Genomic DNA, 18,921 nt, shown 5'->3' on the forward strand with positions numbered 1-18,921 from the left:
TGGCAATCATATCTAACCTAATGCGCTCCCGGCCCGATCAACATGCTTTCGATCTCGGCGCCGGGCATCATTTGCTGCAGGCCTTCGATGAGCTTGTCGCCGGCCTCGGTCAGCGCTTCCAGCGGCATCGCCGGCAGGCTTTCGAGGATGAACCACATGTGCTGCGCCTGCGCATCGAGGCGGGTTCGCACGCCTTGGCGCCAGTTCCAGCGCCGGCAGGTCACGCCTTGGTCATCGCGCCAGACCACTTCGCCGGCGTCCGGGAATTCATGTGCGGGCTGGCCTTCTTTCATCGTGTCGAACGGTTCGCTGCCATCGGCGACGACCAGACGCGGTGAGCCGACGTAGGCCTCGGCATTCTCGCCCCCCACGGGAATCGCGTATTCCAGACTGATGGCGTTGTACAGATCAACCACCGGATCGATGCTCGGCAACTCGCCGTCGCGCAACACCCGTTTGCGCAGAGCCTCGGCCGAGCAAGGCGTGCGCTGCGGTTTGGCACCGAACTGGCGAAACACGTCCGCCCAGGCCTGCAAGTGCGCGGGCGCCCATGCCGGGCCACCGTTGGCGACGATCTGACAGGCTTTGGCCAGTGCTTCACCGGCCACGTATGCCTGAGTAATCGGCGCCGCTTGCACGACAATACTCAGCGCTCTGAAGCCCGGCGCGAGTTGCGCAACAGCCGGATCGATTGACGGCACGACAGACAGCATCCCAGAATCCCCCTCATACCCGAATTTCAAACGATGCTAGCGATCAATGACCAAGAAAGTCAATATATCGACCGAAGCCGGCGCCGACGTCGAGACCGTCAGCGCGGCGGTGTCGCGCACGCTCAAACAGGCGCGCAAACAACAGGGCATCACCCTGGATGAACTGTCCAGACGCTCCGGCGTGAGCAAAGGCATGGTGGTCGAGATCGAGAAGGGCTCGGCCAACCCAAGCATCGCGACATTGTGCAAAATCGCCGCAGCGCTGGGCTTGTCCGTGGCGGACTTCGTCAATGTCGCCGACACTCCGGCGGCGCATCTGATCGACAGTGATGACATCCCCACGCTATGGACCGGTGAGCTGGGTGGATCGGCACGACTGCTGGCCGGCACCAGCGGCCCGAACATGCTCGAGTTGTGGCGCTGGGAATTGTTTCCCGGCGAGTCGTTTTCTTCAGCCGGTCACCCGAATGGCACCACAGAGCTGTTTCATGTCGAGAAAGGCACGTTGCATTTGCACGTTGGCGATGCCGAGCTGATTGTCGGGCCTGGGTGTTCGGCGGTGGCGCGGACCGATGTGGCGCATGGGTATGCCAACCATGGGCGAGCGAAACTGGTTTTCACGATGTCGGTGACTGAACTGCATCAGGGTGCCAGGGAAAGCCCCTCACCCTAGCCCTCTCCCCGAGGAGAGGGAACTGTCCGGGTTGACCATCACAGGGAGCATTCCCCTTGAAACCACACGATCAGCGTGACGGCGGATGCTCCGTCGAAACCGAATTGGCCGCATCCACATCCGACATGTCTTCTTCTACAGGCGCCTCATCGTCCGGCGGCAAAGGCACCTCGGGGTTTTCGCGCTTGGGATCGTGCCCGGTCTCGTTGTCGGTGGGGCGCGTCACGGCTTGTTGCGACTGGTTGCCCGGTGCGTTTTCATCAATGTCCATGTCGTTCTCCGAGGTGTTCAGCGATAGGTACCTGAGCGTGTGAAATGCCCTTGCGTGACAAGTGCCCGACAATGGACGAACGGCGTCCTGGAGAAAACGCAAAAGCCTGCTTTCGAGGCAGGCTTTTGCTTTGGATTTAACGCTTACTTCTGCTGCGTCAGCGCCGAGTAGCTGTTCATCAGGTTGCGGTAGTTGGGAATGCGCTGCGACAACAGATTGCCCAGGCCTTCAATGTCGTTGCGCCAGTCGCGGTGCAGCTCACAGGCCACCGAGAACCAGTTCATCATCTGCGCGCCGGCTTGAGTCATGCGGCTCCATGCGGCTTGCTGCACGGTGGTGTTGAAGGTGCCGGAGGCATCGGTGACCACAAACACATCAAACCCTTCTGCCAGCGCCGACAGCGTCGGGAACGCTACACACACATCCGTTACGACACCGGCAATGATGATCTGCTTGCGCCCGGTGGCCTTGATCGCCTTGACGAAGTCTTCATTGTCCCAGGCGTTGATCTGACCTGGGCGAGCGATGTATGGCGCGTCCGGGAACATTTCTTTCAACTCCGGTACCAGCGGGCCGTTCGGGCCTTGTTCGAAGCTGGTGGTGAGGATGGTTGGCAGGTCGAAGAACTTGGCCAGATCCGCCAGCGCCAGCACGTTATTCTTGAACTCGTTCGGCGAGAAGTCCTGCACCAGCGAGATCAGACCGGTCTGGTGGTCAACCAGCAGCACGATAGCGTCGTCTTTGTTCAGGCGGTTGTAGGTTGGAGTGGTCATGGTGTGCGTCCCTTTTCAAGTTTTGAGTTTTGTTGTTGCGTTCAAGTTGGGTACAGATTACTGACGCACGACAAAGGGATAAATCGCTTGAAAAGGGTTACACCGTCCACTCAAACCGGACAATCCATTTCAATCGTAGAACGGCTCAACCAACGCCCGACTACCGACAAAGAAACTGTCCGCCACCAGGCGCAACGGTTGCAGATCCAGGTCGCTGGCCTTGTCGCTTATCAATTGCTGGAAGTGGCGGTAGACCGCTGCGTACTCGCCCTCCTCCGAGACGCTTTGGCGCACGCCGTCGATGCTCAGCACCGCGCCGCCATTGTCCAGGCGCAGAACGCCCTCGGTGCAACGGATTTCGATGCTCCACAGTTCGTCATGGCCATGGTCGAAATCGAACTCGGCGCGTACGTCGAGCTGATGCGCATCAGACATTTTGATCGAGGCGGCAATCGGCGACTGGCAGTTGCTCGGCACGCGCAGTTCGGCGGCTTCGACAAACAGCGGCAGCGCCAGCAGGTGGGTGACGATCGACAAGGCGTTGATGCCCGGGTCGAAGACGCCGAGGCCGCCCGGTTGCCAGATCCATGCCTGACCCGGATGCCACTTGCGCACGTCTTCCTTCCAGTCGATCTGCACGCTTTGCAGGGTGCGGCCGGCCAGCCAGTCGCGGGCGGCGGCGATGCCCGGTGCGTAGCGTGAATGCCAGGCGAACAAAGCGCTGACGCCTTGATCGGCGACTTGATCGACCAGGGCCATGGCCTCGCCCAATGTCGCACAGGGCGGTTTTTCCACGAGCACGTGCTTGCCGGCCGCCAACGCCTGTTGCACCAGTGCGAAGCGCCCCTGTGGCGGCGTGCAGAACGCAATTGCGTCGACAGTCGGGCCGTTTTCGAGCAGTTCGCCCAGCGATTGGAAGTTCTCCACCCCGGCGCAAGGTTTGCCCTGGGTTGCGACCGCCACCAACTGGAACGCCGGGTTGGCGAGGATGGCGGGAACGTGTTGATCCTGGGCGATCTTGCCGTAGCCCACCAGGCCGAGACGAATCGGTTGCATTACAGACTCCTGTTGTTGTTTTGGTCTTTGCAGCGCAGCGGCAAGAGTACGTGTTTCTGCGCTCGTCTCCAATCGTCATACTATTTAAATCAAAGTTTGGTCGCGGCGAACGCATGGCTTATTCGTCATTTCTTCTTACACCTTTTGTCGTCCGATCCCGCACCGCGCGGCGATCGGCAGCCGGCGATCAGCCTCAGTTTGCTATCATGCGGCGCTTTTACGGTTAACCCCTCGCCAGTCCTGCCGACTGGCGGGCTGCAAAAGGCGGTATTAGATGACGGCTTTGTTGACTCGCCGCAAGGTACTTGCGGGAATGGGCGTGCTCGGGCTCGGCCTGCTCGCCGGTTGCGATACCCGTGGCCAACTGTCGTACAAGTACGGCAAGGATCTGAGCGACAAGATCCTCGGACGCACCTTCAAGCTGAAGAATCCCGAAGGCGAAACCATGTCGCTGTCGAGCTTTCGCGGGATGATGCCGATGATCTTTTTCGGTTTCACCCAGTGCCCGGCCGTTTGCCCCACCACCCTGGCCCGCGCCGCACAGATCAAAAAACTCATGGGCCGCGACGGCGACCGTTTGCAAGTGGTGTTCATCACCCTCGACCCTGAGCGCGACACGCCGCAGATCCTCGACGCCTACGTCAAAGCCTTCGACCCGAGCTTCGTCGCGCTGTACGGCACGCTTGAGGAAACCAAGGCCACCGCCAAGGAATTCGACGTGTTCTACGAGAAAGTCCCGGCCGGCGACACCTACACCATCTCCCATACGTCCACCAGCTACGTCTACGACTCGCGTGGTGAGTTGCGCCTGGGCCTGTCAACTTCGCTGACAGCCCAAGAGTGCACGGAAGATTTGCTTACTGTTATGGAGGTCTGCTGATGCATCCCGTTCTGAATCACCTCAAACGCACCGTATGTGCACTGTCCCTGCTCGGCCTGGCCTTTCAGGCGTCGGCGCAGACCAAAGTCGACGACGCCTGGGTCCGTGCCACCGTGCCGACCCAGTCCGCCAGCGGCGCGTTCATGACCGTCACTGCCGACAGCGACAGCAAGCTGCTCAGCGTTGCCTCGCCAGTGGCCAAGGACGTGCAGATTCATGAAATGAGCATGAAGAACGACGTCATGACCATGGGCCCGGTGAAATCAGTTGAGCTGCCGGCCGGCAAAGCCGTGAGCTTCGACCCGAACGGCTACCACGTCATGCTGATGGGCCTGACCGGTCAGTTGAAGGAAGGTGAAAACGTGCCGCTGACCCTGACCGTGGAAAACGCCAAGGGCGAGAAAGAAACCATCGAAGTCAAAGCACCGGTTCGCGCGCTGACCAACATGGGCGGCCACGATCACAGCAAGATGCATTGATCGCTGACTGAAAGACTGTTCGCCCGACAGATAAGCGGGGCGGCTTGATCGATGATCGTGCCGCCCCGTTTTTTATTGGCCGGAAGAAGGCTTAGGCCGCTAAACCTGTGGGAGCGAGCTTGCTCGCGAAGGCGTCAGGCCAGTCAATTCATTCGTGGCGGAAACTCCACTTTCGCGAGCAAGCTCGCTCCCACAGTAGTGCCGGGTGACGCCCAATTCTCAACTCCCCGCACCACCATGCGCTTCTTCAAAGAAGTAATCCTTCCAGCTCCCCGCCTTGTTTTTCAACACACCCAGTTCCTGCAATTTCTCGGCGTAGATGAACGTGCGTTGCGGTACAACGGTGAAGTCGATTTCCGGGTCTTTGACGATTTGCTCGACCAGGGCCAGCGGCAGTTTCGATTGCTCTACACGGATGTAGGCTTGGGCGGCGGCGGGTTTGTCGGCTTTGATGATGTTCTCGGCTTCGGCCAGTGCGTCATAGAAAGCTTTGTAGGTTTTCGGGTTTTCGTCGTGGAATTTTTCCGTGGTGTAGAGCACGTTGAACGTCGCCGGGCCGCCGAGGATGTCGTAGGAGCTCAGCACTTTATGCACGTTGGGGTTTTGCAGCGCCTGGTACTGGAACGGTGGGCTGGAGAAATGCGAGTTGATTTCCGAGCCGCCAGCGATCAGCGCAGCGGTGGCGTCCGGGTGCGGCAGGCTGACTGAAATGTTGTCGAACTTCTTGAACTGCTCGTCTCCGAATTCCCTGGCGGTTTCAATCTGCAGGGTGCGCGACTGGAAACCCACGCCAGCGGCAGGCACGGCGATACGATCCTTGTCGCTGAAGTCTTTCAGCGTTTTGATGTTCGGGTTGTTGGTCAGCAGGTAATTGGGCATCGACCCCAGCGCGGCGATGGCTTTGACGTTCTGCTTGCCCTTGGTGCGATCCCACACGGTGAGCATCGGCGGCACGCCGGCCGAGACGACGTCCAGCGCTCCGGTGAGCAGCGCCTCATTCATGGCCGTAGCGCCGGAAATGCTGTTCCAGTCGACCTTGATCTCCAGGCCTTGGGCCCTGCCGTGTTTCTCGATCAGTTGTTGATCGCGCACGACGTCGAGAATCAGGTAACCAATGCCGAATTGCTGGGCGATGCTGATTTTGCCCTCGGCCCGGGCGCCGCTGCTGAACAGCGCGCCCGCTGCCAGAGTTGCGGCCAACAGAGTCAGCGCAGAACGTTTGAACGGTGTGGCCATGACAACCTCGCAGCATGGGGGTGGGCTGAAAGGCCTGACTTTATAGCTATAAAAAATAGAACTTAAATATCTTTATCGCATATCGATAGCACTCCGCGATTTAGCGTCTGCTGCTGAAATTCAGGCAGTGGATGGACCTACAACAGTCTGAAACAAAATACTGCCCCTCCGAAAAACGGCCATACGTCCCACAATCCACGCCCGCTATGGGCACGCGCCGTTTCAGCGATCGCCAGCCGCAGGTTTTAAAAGCCGATCAGCCTTTCTGCCCTTGGTATCATCACCCACACTTTTTTGACCCTTTGATGACAAGCAGGCCTTTTTTGTGAGTGCTCTTTTCAACTGGCTGCGGCGGCCGAATGCCCGCCTTCTTTCTCTCATCGTTCTGGTATTGGTCGTGCCGGTGTGCCTGCGGGCGGCGCTGGGCTGGTCAAACCCGCTGGGCTTTTTGTCGGATCTGGCCGTCGGCAGTTTGCTGGTGGTAACACTGCATCGCCGCGCATGGTGGCTGGCCTTGCCGGTGCTGATGTTCTGGGCGCTGCTGGCGATCGCCACGGCAGAATTGGTCAGCGCCGTCGGCCGCCTGCCGACGCCTTCGGATATTCACTACCTGATCGACCCGCAATTCGTTGAAAACTCCACTGGCGGCGGACTTGCGCACCCTGCCCTGGCCATGGCTTTGCTGGGTGCCCTGGTTTTCTGGCTGCTGACTCAGCTTGTTGGTCGCGGCTTGTCTCGCCCTGCTCTGCCTCGCTCTGTCTGGGCCGCGCCAATCGTGTTACTCGCCGCACACTGGGGTGCGCAAAACCTGTGGCCGAATGACGGCGACGCCTGGCGCCTGTACAACCTGCCCCATCAGTTGCTCGCCAGTGAAGTCGCCGACCTGCAGATCCAGGCCGAGGAATGGCTCGACGGCGACGTCGAAGAACCTACACCGGCGATGGCCGGGCTCACCGACGTCGATCTCAATGGCCAGAAGCTGCTCGCCGCGCCGGGGCAGGCGCGCAATGTATTGATCATCGCGCTCGAAGGCATCCCCGGCGCCTACATCCGCGCCAACCGTGAGGCGATCGGCAGTCATTATCAGGAAGACCTGATGCCCAACCTCAGCCGCTGGGCCGAGCGCGGCATGAACACCCCAGACTACGTGCTGCACACCCATCAGACCATTCGCGGTCTGTACGCCATGCTGTGCGGTGACTACGACAAGCTCAACAATGGCACGCCCAAAGGCGTGGAAATGCTCACCCTCAACGAACGCAATCAGGCCTGCCTGCCGGCGCAGCTGCGCGAGCACGGCTTCAGCACTCATTACTTGCAGGGCGCCGGCCTGCGGTTCATGGCCAAAGACAAGATCATGCCGCACATCGGTTTCGATGCGACCCACGGTCTGGAATGGTTCAGCAACAGCAACTACCTGGAATTCCCCTGGGGCAAGGATGACAAGGCGTTCTTCGAAGGTGCGCTGGATTACGTCGGCCACCTGAAGAAGCAAAAACAGCCGTGGATGCTCACGCTGCTGACAGTCGGCACCCACCAGCCCTACTCTGCACCGGAGGATTATCTGCAGCGTTATGAAACGCCGAAGCAGGCTGCTGTGGGTTATCTCGACGATGCGCTGGATGAATTTCTTTCGGGGCTGGAGCGCCAAGGCATTCTCAAGGACACTTTGGTGGTGATCACCTCGGATGAATCCCACGGCATCGACGGCGTGCGGCTGGCCTCCTCATGGGGTTTCAACCTGACGCTGGCACCGGAGCAGGCGCAACTGCCGCGTCTGAATGCCGGGGTCTACGGCCACGTCGATCTGAGCACCTCGATCCTCGACTATTTCGACCTGCCGGTGCCGACTGCGCTGAGCGGCCGCTCGCTGTTTCGCGACTACGATTCGGGGCGCGAAATCATGTCGTTCACCAACGGCAAGCTGCGCTACCACAACGGCCAAGGCATTTTCTCCGAATGCGACCTGCCGCGCCGCTGCCGCTACTACCAAAGCACCGGTTTCATCGCCGAAAGCGCTACTTACAAAGGCACCTACAGCGGCCATCCGGCCCGGCAGATCGCCGCGCGCGCTGATGCCCTCGACTTGTCACTGCTGCGCACGCCACTCAACCATCGCTACCAGTTCGGCAGCAACAACATCATCCCTTTGCAAGCGCAGATCAAGGATGACTGGGCCGACAACCTGATCGGCGCGCAATACCTGGAAATGCCCAAAGGCTCGCACACCCGCGTACGCCTGACCGTGCGCTCGGTCGATCCGCAGCAGGCGGCGTACATTCAGCTCAAGGCCAAGCAATTCGAACAGGACGTGCAACTGGGCCTGCCAGCAGAAATGATCGCCACGGCGGACCAGCCACTGGAGTTGGACTTCAGCTTTGAAAACCCCCAGCCGCGCAAGGCGTTCTCGTTTCATTTGCTGGGGTATGGCAATGGCGCGGTTGAAGTCAGCGACTTCAGCGTCATCACCGAACTGCCCGGCCAGGAAGACATCCTCGACGACGTGCCAGAGGACGATACCGCACAATCGAGCTAACCCCTGTAGGAGCTGCCGAAGGCTGCGATCTTTGCTTTTGATTTTTTGGTGAACAAAGATCAAAAGATCGCAGCCTTCGGCGGCTCCTACATGGGATGGTGAAAGAGTTTGCCTATCGGTATCCAATAGTCGGGCTATTAGCCGACTTGCCAACTCGGGTCTAGCCTTACCAGTCCGAAGTCGGCACGAGCCGGCCGCAGACCTGATAGGGATACGAACATGGCAAACGAATCGAAATGCCCGTTCAACCACGCCGCCGGCGGCGGTACGACGAACCGTGACTGGTGGCCGAATCAACTCAATCTGAAAATCCTCAGCCAGCATTCCCCCAAGTCCGATCCGCTGGGCCAGGACTTCGACTACGCCAAGGCCTTCAAAAGCCTCGACTTTCAGGCGCTGAAACAAGACATCAGAGCGCTGATGACTGATTCTCAGGACTGGTGGCCAGCCGACTTTGGCCACTACGGCCCGCTGTTCGTGCGCATGGCCTGGCACAGCGCCGGGACCTATCGCACCGCCGATGGCCGTGGGGGCGCCGGCTCCGGACAGCAACGCTTCGCCCCGCTCAACAGTTGGCCGGACAACGTCAGCCTCGACAAGGCCCGCCGCCTGCTGTGGCCGATCAAGCAGAAATACGGGCGCAATATTTCCTGGGCTGACTTGATCGTGCTTACCGGCAACGTCGCGCTGGAATCCATGGGCTTCAAGACCTTCGGTTTTTCCGGGGGCCGCGCCGATGTCTGGGAACCGGATGAAGACGTGTACTGGGGTTCGGAAACCGAGTGGCTCGGTGGCGATAACCGTTACGGCAAGAGCAATGGCCCAGTGCAAGAGCCCGGCGACGGCACGCTGGTGGCTGAGCCCGATTTGCATGGCCGTGAAGAAAGCCGTACCGATCAGGGCGAACGCAATCTGGAAAATCCCCTCGCCGCCGTGCAGATGGGCCTGATCTACGTCAACCCGGAAGGCCCGGAAGGCAACCCGGACCCGGTGGCCTCGGCCAAGGACATTCGCGAAACCTTCGGCCGCATGGCCATGAACGACGAAGAAACCGTGGCGCTGATCGCCGGCGGCCACGCGTTCGGCAAGACCCACGGCGCCGGCCCGGCCGACAATGTCGGCCCAGAGCCGGAAGCGGCCGGTCTGGAGCAACAGGGTCTGGGCTGGAAAAACGCCTTCGGCACCGGTAAAGGCGCCGACACCATCACCAGTGGTCTGGAAGTGACCTGGACCACCACGCCAACGCAGTGGAGCAACAACTATCTGGAAAACCTGTTCGGCTTCGAGTGGGAGCTGACCAAAAGCCCGGCGGGCGCCAATCAGTGGCAACCGAAAAACGGCGCGGGTGCAGGCACCGTTCCCCACGCTCACGATCCGAACAAGAAGCTCTCGCCGACCATGCTCACCTCCGATCTGGCGTTACGCTTCGATCCTGCCTACGAACAAATCTCGCGGCGCTTTCTGGCCAATCCCGATCAGCTCGCCGACGCGTTCGCCCGCGCCTGGTACAAGCTGATCCATCGCGACATGGGTCCGCTCTCCCGCTACCTCGGCCCGGAATTTCCACAAGAGGAATTGCTCTGGCAAGACCCGCTGCCCGACGTGACGCACCCGCTGATCGATGACAGCGACGCCACGGCGCTGAAAAACAAGGTGCTGGCTTCAGGGTTGTCAGTGTCGCAACTGGTCTCGACCGCGTGGGCTGCAGCATCGACCTTCCGCGGTTCGGACAAGCGCGGTGGCGCCAACGGCGGACGCTTGCGTCTGGCCCCGCAGAAGTTCTGGCAGGCCAACCAGCCCGAGCAATTGGACAAGGTGCTGAGCAAACTGGAAGGTATTCAGAACGAGTTCAACGGTTCGGCCGCCGGTGGCAAGAAGATCTCGCTGGCGGACCTGATCGTCCTGGCCGGTAATGCCGGGGTGGAAAAAGCCGCGCAAAACGCCGGGCATTCGGTGTCGGTGCCGTTTTCACCGGGCCGCGTCGATGCTTCGCAGGAGCAGACCGATGTCGAATCGTTCGGCTTCCTCGAACCGATTGCCGATGGCTTCCGCAATTACAGCAAAGGAAAATACACGGTTGCGGCGGAAACCCTGCTGATCGACAAGGCGCAGTTGCTGACGCTCACGGCACCGGAAATGACCGTGCTGCTGGGTGGTTTGCGGGTATTGAACACCAATGTCGGCCAGACGCGGCATGGCGTGTTCACCGATAAAACCGAAACGCTGAGCAATGACTTCTTCACCCACCTGCTGGACATGGGAGTTGAGTGGACCCCAACGTCACGGGATGCCGATGAGTTTGAAGGCCGTGACCGCAAGACCGGGGCGCCAAAGTGGACGGCGACTCGGGTGGATCTGGTGTTCGGCTCGAATGCGCAATTGCGCGCGTTGGCCGAGGTGTACGCCAGTTCCGACGCGAAGGCGCAGTTCGTCAACGATTTCGTCAAGGCATGGACGAAGGTGATGAATCTGGATCGGTTTGATCTGCGTAAATAGCTGTTTGTTGTGCCAATAAAAATGCCGCTCGTTGAGCGGCATTTTTTGTTGATCGTTCCCACGCGCAGCAAAGGAATGCAGCAAGGGACGCTCTGCGTCCCAAAGCCGACGCAGAGCGTCGAGAGAGGCATTCCCACGCAGAGCATGGGAACGATCAACTCGACGGTTCCTACCGGATCGGGTTACGCCAGGCTTTTGCTCACCACTTCATACACATCGCTGGACAGCGACCCGGACGCCAGAATGCGTTCCAGCTCAGCCTTCATCAGAGCCTGGCGCGCGCTGTCGTATTTGCGCCAGCGGGTCAGCGGGGCCAGTTGGCGCGAGGCGATCTGCGGGTTGAAGCCGTTCAGTTCGATCACCAGATCGGCGAGGAAGCGATAACCTGAACCGTCCGCCGCGTGGAAGTTGATCAGGTTCTGCCCGGCGAACGCGCCGATCAATGCCCGCACCTTGTTCGGGTTCTTGATGTTGAACGCCGGGTGCTGCATCAACGCCTTCACCCGCTCCAAACCGCCCGGCAACGTGCTGCCGGCCTGCACGCTGAACCACTGATCCATGACCAGCGGATTGTCCTTGAAGTGCTCGGCGAAGCTGACCAGGGCGAGGGCCTTCTGTTCTTCGAACGGCGAGTTGACCAGCACCGCCAGCGCAGTCAGGCGCTCGGTCATGTTGTCAGCAGTCTCGAACTGCTCCAGGGCCGCTGCCAACACTTCCGGCTTGCCGCTGAGCATCAGGTACGACAGGGCAATGTTCTGCAAGGCGCGCCGGGCGAAGTGCTCGGCCTCGGCGACGTACGGAGTCTTTTTCGAAAGATCGCGATTGGCCTGATAACGCAGCCACAGCGCTTCGAACAAGCCTTCGGCGAGTTGCTTGCGGGCGAACTCGCGAGCGACATGAATCGCCTCGACGTCAGCCACTTCGCTGATCTCGGTGAGATAGGCCTCACCCGGCAGCGAGAGCATTTCGGCAACCATCGCCTGATCCAGCGACTCGTCGGACAGCACCGTGCGCAGCGCCGACACCAAACGCGGATCGAGCTTCAGGCTCTCGCCTTTCTGATGTTGGCCGATCAACTCTTGAAGCACTTGCACCGACAGTTGCTGACCGGCATCCCAGCGATTGAAACCGTCGCTGTCGTGCTGCATCAGGAACATCAGTTGATCGCGGTTGTACGGGAAGCTCAATTTCACTGGCGCCGAGAAGCCGCGCAGCAGCGACGGCAAAGGCTGTTCGTTGATGTCGACGAAAGTGAAGGTCTGCTCGGCTTCGGTCACCGAGATCACCCGAGTGGTGCCTTGTGCCGAGGCTTCGCCAGCCAGACGCAGAGCGATTTCATTGCCCTGGCTGTCGAGCAAGCCGAGCTCCACCGGGATCACGAACGGCAGTTTTTCCACCTTGTCCGGGGTCGGCGGGCAGCTCTGGCGGAAGGTCAGGCTGTAGGTTTTCGCCGCAGCGTCGTAGGACTCGCTGACGGCCAGACGCGGTGTGCCGGCCTGGCTGTACCAGCGCTTGAACTGGCTGAGATCAACGCCATTGGCATCTTCCATGGCCTTGACGAAGTCGTCGCAGGTCACGGCCTGGCCGTCGTGGCGCTCGAAGTACAGATCGCTGCCCTTGCGGAAGCCTTCTGCGCCCAGCAGGGTGTGGATCATGCCGACCACTTCCGAGCCCTTTTCGTACACGGTCAGGGTGTAGAAGTTGGAAATCTCGATGAAGCTGTCCGGACGCACGGCGTGGGCCATCGGGCCGGCATCTTCGGCGAACTGGTGGGTACGCAGGTACGCCACGTCCTGAATGCGCTTGACTGTCGCCGAGTTCATGTCCGAGGAGAAACCGGCATCGCGGAACACCGTGAAACCTTCCTTGAGCGACAGCTGGAACCAGTCGCGGCAGGTCACGCGGTTGCCCGACCAGTTGTGGAAGTATTCGTGGGCGACGATCGCCTCGACCCGCTGGTGCGCGGCGTCGGTGGCAGTTTCGGCGCGGGCCAGCACGGCGCTGGAGTTGAAGATGTTGAGGCCCTTGTTCTCCATCGCGCCCATGTTGAAATCGTTGACCGCGACGATCATGAAGATGTCCAGATCGTACTCGCGACCGTAGACCTCTTCGTCCCAGCGCATGGATTTCTTCAGGCTGTTCATCGCGTGCTGGCACTTGTCGATGTTTTCCGGCTCGACATAAATGCGCAGCGCGACGTTGCGCTGGCTCATGGTGGTGAAGGTGTCTTCGACGCACCACAGATCACCGGCGACCAGCGCGAACAGGTACGCCGGTTTCTTGAACGGGTCTTCCCAGGTCGCCCAGTGCCGGCCGTCTTCACCGGGGCCGGAAGCGATCGGGTTACCGTTGGAGAGCAGCACCGGGTAGCTGTGCTGTTCGGCCACGACGGTGGTGGTGAACTTGCTCATCACGTCCGGGCGGTCGAGGTAATAGGTGATCTTGCGAAAGCCTTCGGCCTCGCACTGGGTGCAGAACATCGTGCCGGACTTGTACAGGCCTTCCAGCGCGGTATTGGTTTCCGGGTGGATGCGTACGCTGGTGTCGAGGGTGAACGTTTCACTGGTCGGCTGCAGGGTCAGGTGACTGTCCGAGACTTGATAGTCAGCAGCGCTCAGTTCCTGATCCGCCAGCGTCACCGAGAGCAGCTCAAGTTGCTGGCCGTCGAGCACCAGCGGCGGCAGTCCGGCGCCACGTTCAGGATTACGGCGCATCACCAGTTGCGCGTGAACCAGGCTGTGGTCCTCGAACAACTCGAAGGTCAGGTGCGTTTCGTCAATCAGGTACTCGGGCGCCTGATAGTCCTTGAGGTAAATCATCTTCGGTTGTTCGGTGCGCATGCTGGAATCCTTATTGATGCACGGCGAGCTGGTACGCCGTGTATTTACGAATGTTGATCACGCCGGTGTCAAAGATCAGGTACTGGCCCTTGATCCCCAGCAGCGTGCCTTCGGCAATCGGGTTCTTGTCCAGGTTGAAGCTGACGATTTTCGCCGGGTATTGCTCGACGGGATAGCGGATTTCCAGCGGTTCGACATCGGCAATCGTCTGAATCGCCTGTAGGCCGAATCGCTCCTGCAACCCTTGCAGGCCTTCGGCGCAGCTTTCGAACAACTGATCGCGCACCTGCGCCAGATCCACCGCCGCCGCATCGCCCTTGAGCAGTGCGCGCCAGTTGGTCTTGTCCGCCACCTGACTGCGGAACAAGTCTTCGACAAAGCCCGATTGCTGCCGTGTCGACACGCGCATGATCGGCAGCGCCTGACTCGCACCCTGATCGAGCCAGCGGGTCGGCAACTGCGTAGCACGGGTGATGCCAACCTTGATCCCCGACGAGTTGGCCAGATAAACCACATGATCGGTCATGCAGAACTGCTGGCCCCACACCGGATCACGGCAGGTGCCGGCGTCGAAGTGGCAACGCTCCGGACTCATGATGCACAGGTCGCACTGCGCCAGTTTGGTCATGCACGGGTAGCAATAACCCTGACTGAAACTGGTTTTGGTCTTGCGCCCGCAATGGGTGCAGTGAATCGCCCCCAGGAATTCCAGACGCAACGTGCTGCCGATCAACGGATTGACCGGCACCTCGACGTCATCCAGACGAAACGCGTATTGCACGTTCGACCCGTCCAGGCGCGCCGACATTTTGCTGATTGCACCGCGGCCAATCTCGATCAATGGATGGCATCCGACTTGAACAGGATGTTCGGCACTTCGATCGACTTCGACGCACACTCTTGCGGGCCCATGTAGCCAGTGCGCTGGTCTTCCGGCAGGTTCTGGATTTCCCAGGCAATCATCGCCTGCAACGACAGCTCGCGCTGTTCGGCAGTGAGTTTGTTGCCGTCGGACCATTTGCCGATTTCCACGGCCAGTTTCAGGCTTTCGTAGATGTCCGGGGTGATGTTGTTGATCATGTCGTTGAAAGAGGACATCAGGGTCTCCGTGCTCTTTGCTGAAACAAAAAATGTTAGACGGCCAGTTTACGGCGGTTATACAAACCGCCCAACAAACCGGTGAAGCATCCGATGAGTAACCCGCTCAGGTGCGCGGCGTTGGCGATCTGGCCGAAACCGATCAGCGAAATCAGCCCGGACATGCACACCACCAGCCACACCAGCATCATCACCAGCACGCCGCGCGGCAGACGATAGGCCGGGTTCGGCGCCAGAAGCTGGAAAATCCAGCAATGCCCGAGCAAGCCGTAAAGCACGCCGGACAGCCCACCAAACAGGCTCGGCCCGCTCCAGACGAACTGCGCGTAGTTGGACACCAGACTGAACAGCAGCGTCAGGCCGATCAGGTTGATGCTGCCCTGGCGCGACTCGATACGCCGCCCCAGCTCCCAGTACCACATGCCGTTCATGGCCAGATGGAGGATGCCGAAGTGGATCAGCATCGGCGTGACCAGCCGCCACCACTGCCCTGCCGCCAGACTGTCGGCCAGGGGCGTGAAGTGGATGTACTCGCCGATCACGCGAAAATCGAGGAAGGTCAGCCAGCGCAGCGTTTCCAGATTTTCACCGAGGAAGGTCAGACCACCGACGATCAGGCTCAACAGCAGAATCAATCCGGTGGCTTTGGCGTGTTTCAGCTGTTCGGCGAAGCTTGGCCGTTTGAAGGTCTGGCCCACGGGAATGTCCAGTTGCTGATCCGGGTCGCCGGCCGGGAAGCGCTCGTACAAGGAGCGCACGTCCTCGCTGATTTCCTCCGGCGCCCACAACACCTGTTCGCCCGCCTCTTCGCTGACCCGATGGGGCACTTGCATGCGTTGCAGCAGTTTGACAAAACCGCTCAAATCCACCGCCAACGGCAGGCGCAATACCGCTACCGCACTCATTGCAGGACCTCCGGCCGCTCGACATCGACCCAGACGAATTTTTGCGGATCCAGGCGCGTTTCCTGGTCCAGACGATAGGCCACCAGTTTGCCGTAGAGCACGGCGCTGTAATCCAGGCACGCGAGGTTCGGGCGGATCGGCGCCGGTTTGCCGCTGCGCCAGTAGTGGCCGACGAACAGCAACGGCTCGTCGACGCCATAGCGCAGCAGGGAATTCTTTTCGGTTGAAGTCAGCGGCGTCTGCGCGACAGGTTCCGGCAGTGCATCGGGCTGGAAGACGATGTCGCCGTAGGTTTTCGGGTCGTCTTCCCAGAACTTGGTGCGGAAGAACGAACGCACCAGACCGTCGCCGCTGGTCATGGTCAGGCCACCGGGCAGACGCATGTCGGTGCCGCGCAGCAGGCGATCGAACACGGTGCAGGCGAAGCTGCCGGGCACCGCCGAGGCCTGGAGGAAATGCTCATCGACGCAGCCATTGGGGAACAACGCCCGCAACGGCTCGATCAGACCGGCATCCCAGCACGCATGCACCACGCGGAAGCGACCGGCATCGACGAACAGCGGCAGCTCGTAGAACCACTGCTGGAAGTCATGCCAGTCGCCGGGATGGTCTTCAAATTGAGTCAGGGTTTCCTGCAACAGCCGCGCATGGCGCTTGGTGTGTTCGCGCACGAACTGCTTGCCGCTGCCCGGTGGCGCCGGGGTGACCCAGCCGAGCGCGTTGAATTCGTGGTTGCCCATGATGCACAGCGCCTGCCCCGCTTCGACCATGTCGTGAACGATGTGCAACGCCTCGCGAATGCGCGGGCCACGGTCGATGATGTCGCCGACGAACACTGCCATGCGTGACGGATGCCGCCAGACCCCGCTTTGCTTGTGATAACCGAGACGGTCCAGCAAGTGTTCGAGGGTCATGGCGCATCCGTGCACGTCACCGATCAGGTCGTAACTGCGCGCGGGATCGAGCATCAGTCGCCTCCGCCCCCCAGCTTGCTGCCCCAGCCAAGCTTGGTGCGGCACACCTCGTAGTAATTGTGATCGAGCGGATGAATCAGGCGCAGCTTCTGTGCCTTTTTGCTCACGGTAATGGTGTCGCCCGGTGCGCAGGTGAAGTGGTTCTGGCCGTCGCAGGACACCTGCGGATAGATCTGCATATCTTTGGACACGACGATTTTCAGCTCACTGTTGCCATCGACCACGATCGGCCGTCCCGACAAGGTATGGGGGTACATCGGCACAATCACAATAGCGTCGAGCTTGGGATGCATGATCGGCCCGCCGGCAGACAAGGCGTAGGCAGTGGAGCCGGTGGGCGTGGCGACGATCAGGCCGTCGGCCTTCTGGCTGCAGACAAACTGGCCGTCGATGTACAGCTCGAATTCGATCATCCGCGTCGATTTGCCCGGGTGCAGCACCACGTCGTTGAGCGCATCGCCCTGGCCGATGGCCTCGCCATGGCGACGCACTTCGGCTTGCAGCAGGAAGCGGTTTTCCACCAGATAGTGGCCGTCGAGCACTTCGGCGACCTTGATTTCCAACTCGTCCGGGCGAATATCGGTGAGGAAGCCGAGGCTGCCACGGTTGATGCCGAGCACCGGAATATTGTGTTTGGCCAGCGCCCGCGCGGCGCCGAGCAGGCTGCCGTCACCGCCGACGACGATGACCATGTCGCAGACTTCGCCGAGCATCTTGCGCGACGAAGTTTGCAGGCCGTGGCCGGGCAGGACTTCAGCGATGGTGTCTTCGAGGATCACATGCAGGTGACGGTCGAGCAGAAAGCGTTTCAGTCGGCGGACGGTATCCAGCACCTGGGAGCTGCCCAGGCGACCGATGATGCCGATATTACGAAATTGCTCCATGGGACCTCTGCGGACAATCGAAAACGCGAAAACCCGATTATGGGCGAAAGCGCCAGATAGACAAAATCCTTTCAGCCTCAAGGGTGCGCTCAGGTTTAAGGCTATGCTCGCAAGATGATCCTGTTTCCCGACTTGTTGCAGTTGCCCCATCAGTTACGCCATCCCGAAGTGCGGGACCTGGCGTGGGTGATCCTCGCGCCGCCGATGCTCGCCGCTACACCGTGGCCGCAGCGCCATCCGCTCGCCGGCAGCGACTGGGTGCACGACCCGCAGCGTCTCGAACACTGGCTGCGCCAGCTCGACCACGACAGTTACGGCCTGCTGCAATGGCTGGCGCAGGCGCGCACCCGCCGTCTGGGCCTGTATTACGAGCGCCTGTGGCAGTTCGCCGTCTCGCATGCGCCGGGCATCGAACTGATCGCCGCCAACCTGCCAATCCGCCGCGCCGGGCACACCCTCGGCGAGCTGGACATGCTGCTGCGTGACCGCGACGGCGTGCATCATCTGGAACTGGCGATCAAGCTCTACCTTGGCCCGCAGGATGGCGATGGCCGCGATCCCGCGCAGTGGCTGGGGCCGGGTTGTCATGATCGGCTGGATCGTAAGCTGGCGCATCTGGCCGAGCATCAATTGCCGATCTCGGCGCGCCCGGAAAGCCGCGAAGTGCTGGCGGCGCTGGATATCGAAACCTTCAGCGCGCAGCTGTGGCTGGGCGGTTATCTGCTGTATCCGTGGCCCGGGCAGGCCGACTCACCGCACGGCGCGCATCCGCAACATCTGCGTGGCAGTTGGCTGCATCAGAAGGACTGGCCGGCGTTTGTCGCCCAACGCCCGCCGGGCCGCTGGCAACCCCTGCCCCGCCACGCCTGGCTGGCGCCGGCGCATTATCCGGCGGATCAGGTCTGGACGGACGAACATCTGCGCTTGTGGCTGGAAGACCTGCCAGCACTGGCCCCGGCGCAGTTGATGGTGCGCCTGACCGAGAATGCCCAGGGCGAATGGGAAGAGGCCGAGCGGTTGTTTCTGGTGGCGGATCTTTGGCCGAATGTGCCCGGCCAAACCTGAGATTTGTGGTTTCTGAACTGGCCCAATCGCTGGCAAGCCAGC

At 60.7% G+C, this 18,921-nt stretch carries 17 protein-coding genes; 6 read left to right on the top strand and 11 right to left on the bottom strand.

What is annotated here, in order from left to right; translation table 11 throughout:
• Window positions 1–17 precede the first annotated feature (17 nt).
• The gene (locus JWU58_RS16535) at window positions 18–713 is read right to left on the bottom strand and encodes a B3/B4 domain-containing protein (RefSeq protein WP_206420558.1); all 696 of its coding nucleotides are present in this window, start codon (window positions 711–713) and stop codon (window positions 18–20) included.
• A gap of 46 nt (window positions 714–759) precedes the next feature.
• Here JWU58_RS16535 and JWU58_RS16540 point away from each other — a divergent pair, with 46 nt between their 5' ends.
• A complete protein-coding gene (locus JWU58_RS16540; protein WP_016774227.1) occupies window positions 760–1,386 on the top strand; it encodes a helix-turn-helix domain-containing protein in 627 nt (208 codons plus the stop codon).
• A gap of 70 nt (window positions 1,387–1,456) precedes the next feature.
• On the opposite strand, the gene JWU58_RS16545 is transcribed toward JWU58_RS16540, so the two are convergent.
• The 3 genes from JWU58_RS16545 to JWU58_RS16555 all read right to left on the bottom strand — a co-directional run bounded on the left by JWU58_RS16545 (window position 1,457) and on the right by JWU58_RS16555 (window position 3,486).
• Window positions 1,457–1,657, bottom strand: a complete 201-nt coding sequence (locus JWU58_RS16545) for a hypothetical protein (RefSeq protein WP_206420559.1) — start codon at window positions 1,655–1,657, stop codon at window positions 1,457–1,459.
• A gap of 143 nt (window positions 1,658–1,800) precedes the next feature.
• Window positions 1,801–2,430, bottom strand: a complete 630-nt coding sequence (ycaC, locus tag JWU58_RS16550; protein ID WP_016774235.1) for an isochorismate family cysteine hydrolase YcaC — start codon at window positions 2,428–2,430, stop codon at window positions 1,801–1,803.
• A 129-nt stretch (window positions 2,431–2,559) separates the two neighbouring features.
• Window positions 2,560–3,486, bottom strand: a complete 927-nt coding sequence (locus JWU58_RS16555; protein ID WP_206420560.1) for a Gfo/Idh/MocA family protein — start codon at window positions 3,484–3,486, stop codon at window positions 2,560–2,562.
• Window positions 3,487–3,760: 274 nt separating this feature from the next.
• Between JWU58_RS16555 and JWU58_RS16560 the strand changes: the two genes are divergently transcribed.
• On the top strand, window positions 3,761–4,366 hold the full coding sequence (locus tag JWU58_RS16560; protein ID WP_016774221.1) for an SCO family protein: 606 nt from the start codon (window positions 3,761–3,763) through the stop codon (window positions 4,364–4,366).
• Window positions 4,366–4,845, top strand: a complete 480-nt coding sequence (locus JWU58_RS16565) for a copper chaperone PCu(A)C (protein ID WP_056784698.1) — start codon at window positions 4,366–4,368, stop codon at window positions 4,843–4,845. The genes JWU58_RS16560 and JWU58_RS16565 overlap by 1 nt, the downstream gene beginning before the upstream one ends.
• A 219-nt stretch (window positions 4,846–5,064) precedes the next feature.
• Here JWU58_RS16565 and JWU58_RS16570 read toward each other — a convergent pair whose 3' ends face one another.
• Entirely contained in the window at window positions 5,065–6,081 is a 1,017-nt protein-coding gene (locus tag JWU58_RS16570; RefSeq protein ID WP_206420561.1) for an ABC transporter substrate-binding protein, read from the bottom strand.
• A gap of 325 nt (window positions 6,082–6,406) precedes the next feature.
• On the opposite strand from JWU58_RS16570, the gene JWU58_RS16575 reads away from it, so the two are divergent.
• Window positions 6,407–8,617, top strand: coding sequence for an LTA synthase family protein (locus tag JWU58_RS16575; RefSeq protein WP_206420562.1), 2,211 nt, complete (start codon window positions 6,407–6,409; stop codon window positions 8,615–8,617).
• Window positions 8,618–8,836: 219 nt separating this feature from the next.
• Window positions 8,837–11,113 carry a catalase/peroxidase HPI gene (gene katG / locus JWU58_RS16580; protein WP_206420563.1) on the top strand — a complete coding sequence of 759 codons (2,277 nt, stop codon included), beginning with the start codon at window positions 8,837–8,839 and terminating at the stop codon, window positions 11,111–11,113.
• Window positions 11,114–11,295: 182 nt separating this feature from the next.
• Here katG and pepN read toward each other — a convergent pair whose 3' ends face one another.
• Genes pepN through JWU58_RS16610 form a run of 6 tightly spaced genes read right to left on the bottom strand, consistent with a single transcriptional unit; the run spans window position 11,296 to window position 17,814 of the window.
• Window positions 11,296–13,953 carry an aminopeptidase N gene (gene pepN / locus JWU58_RS16585; protein ID WP_206420564.1) on the bottom strand — a complete coding sequence of 886 codons (2,658 nt, stop codon included), beginning with the start codon at window positions 13,951–13,953 and terminating at the stop codon, window positions 11,296–11,298.
• A 10-nt stretch (window positions 13,954–13,963) separates the two neighbouring features.
• Complete coding sequence (locus JWU58_RS16590) at window positions 13,964–14,794, bottom strand: DUF2797 domain-containing protein (RefSeq protein WP_016774216.1); 831 nt, start codon at window positions 14,792–14,794, stop codon at window positions 13,964–13,966.
• The gene (locus JWU58_RS16595) at window positions 14,791–15,051 is read right to left on the bottom strand and encodes a YeaC family protein (RefSeq protein ID WP_016774215.1); all 261 of its coding nucleotides are present in this window, start codon (window positions 15,049–15,051) and stop codon (window positions 14,791–14,793) included. The genes JWU58_RS16590 and JWU58_RS16595 overlap by 4 nt, the downstream gene beginning before the upstream one ends.
• 35 nt (window positions 15,052–15,086) lie before the next feature.
• Window positions 15,087–15,956, bottom strand: coding sequence for a rhomboid family intramembrane serine protease (locus JWU58_RS16600; protein WP_123441680.1), 870 nt, complete (start codon window positions 15,954–15,956; stop codon window positions 15,087–15,089).
• Window positions 15,953–16,924, bottom strand: coding sequence for a metallophosphoesterase (locus tag JWU58_RS16605; RefSeq protein WP_122610185.1), 972 nt, complete (start codon window positions 16,922–16,924; stop codon window positions 15,953–15,955). Before JWU58_RS16605 ends, JWU58_RS16600 begins: the two co-directional genes overlap by 4 nt.
• Window positions 16,924–17,814, bottom strand: coding sequence for an NAD(+) kinase (locus JWU58_RS16610; RefSeq protein ID WP_016774212.1), 891 nt, complete (start codon window positions 17,812–17,814; stop codon window positions 16,924–16,926). Before JWU58_RS16610 ends, JWU58_RS16605 begins: the two co-directional genes overlap by 1 nt.
• 114 nt (window positions 17,815–17,928) lie before the next feature.
• Here JWU58_RS16610 and JWU58_RS16615 point away from each other — a divergent pair, with 114 nt between their 5' ends.
• Window positions 17,929–18,879: a DUF1853 family protein gene (locus JWU58_RS16615; RefSeq protein WP_206420565.1), complete on the top strand. Its 951-nt coding sequence runs from the start codon at window positions 17,929–17,931 to the stop codon at window positions 18,877–18,879.
• The last annotated feature ends 42 nt before the right edge of the window (window positions 18,880–18,921 follow it).

Origin of the sequence: Pseudomonas atacamensis, assembly GCF_017167965.1 — a bacterium.
Lineage (GTDB): Bacteria > Pseudomonadota > Gammaproteobacteria > Pseudomonadales > Pseudomonadaceae > Aquipseudomonas > Aquipseudomonas atacamensis.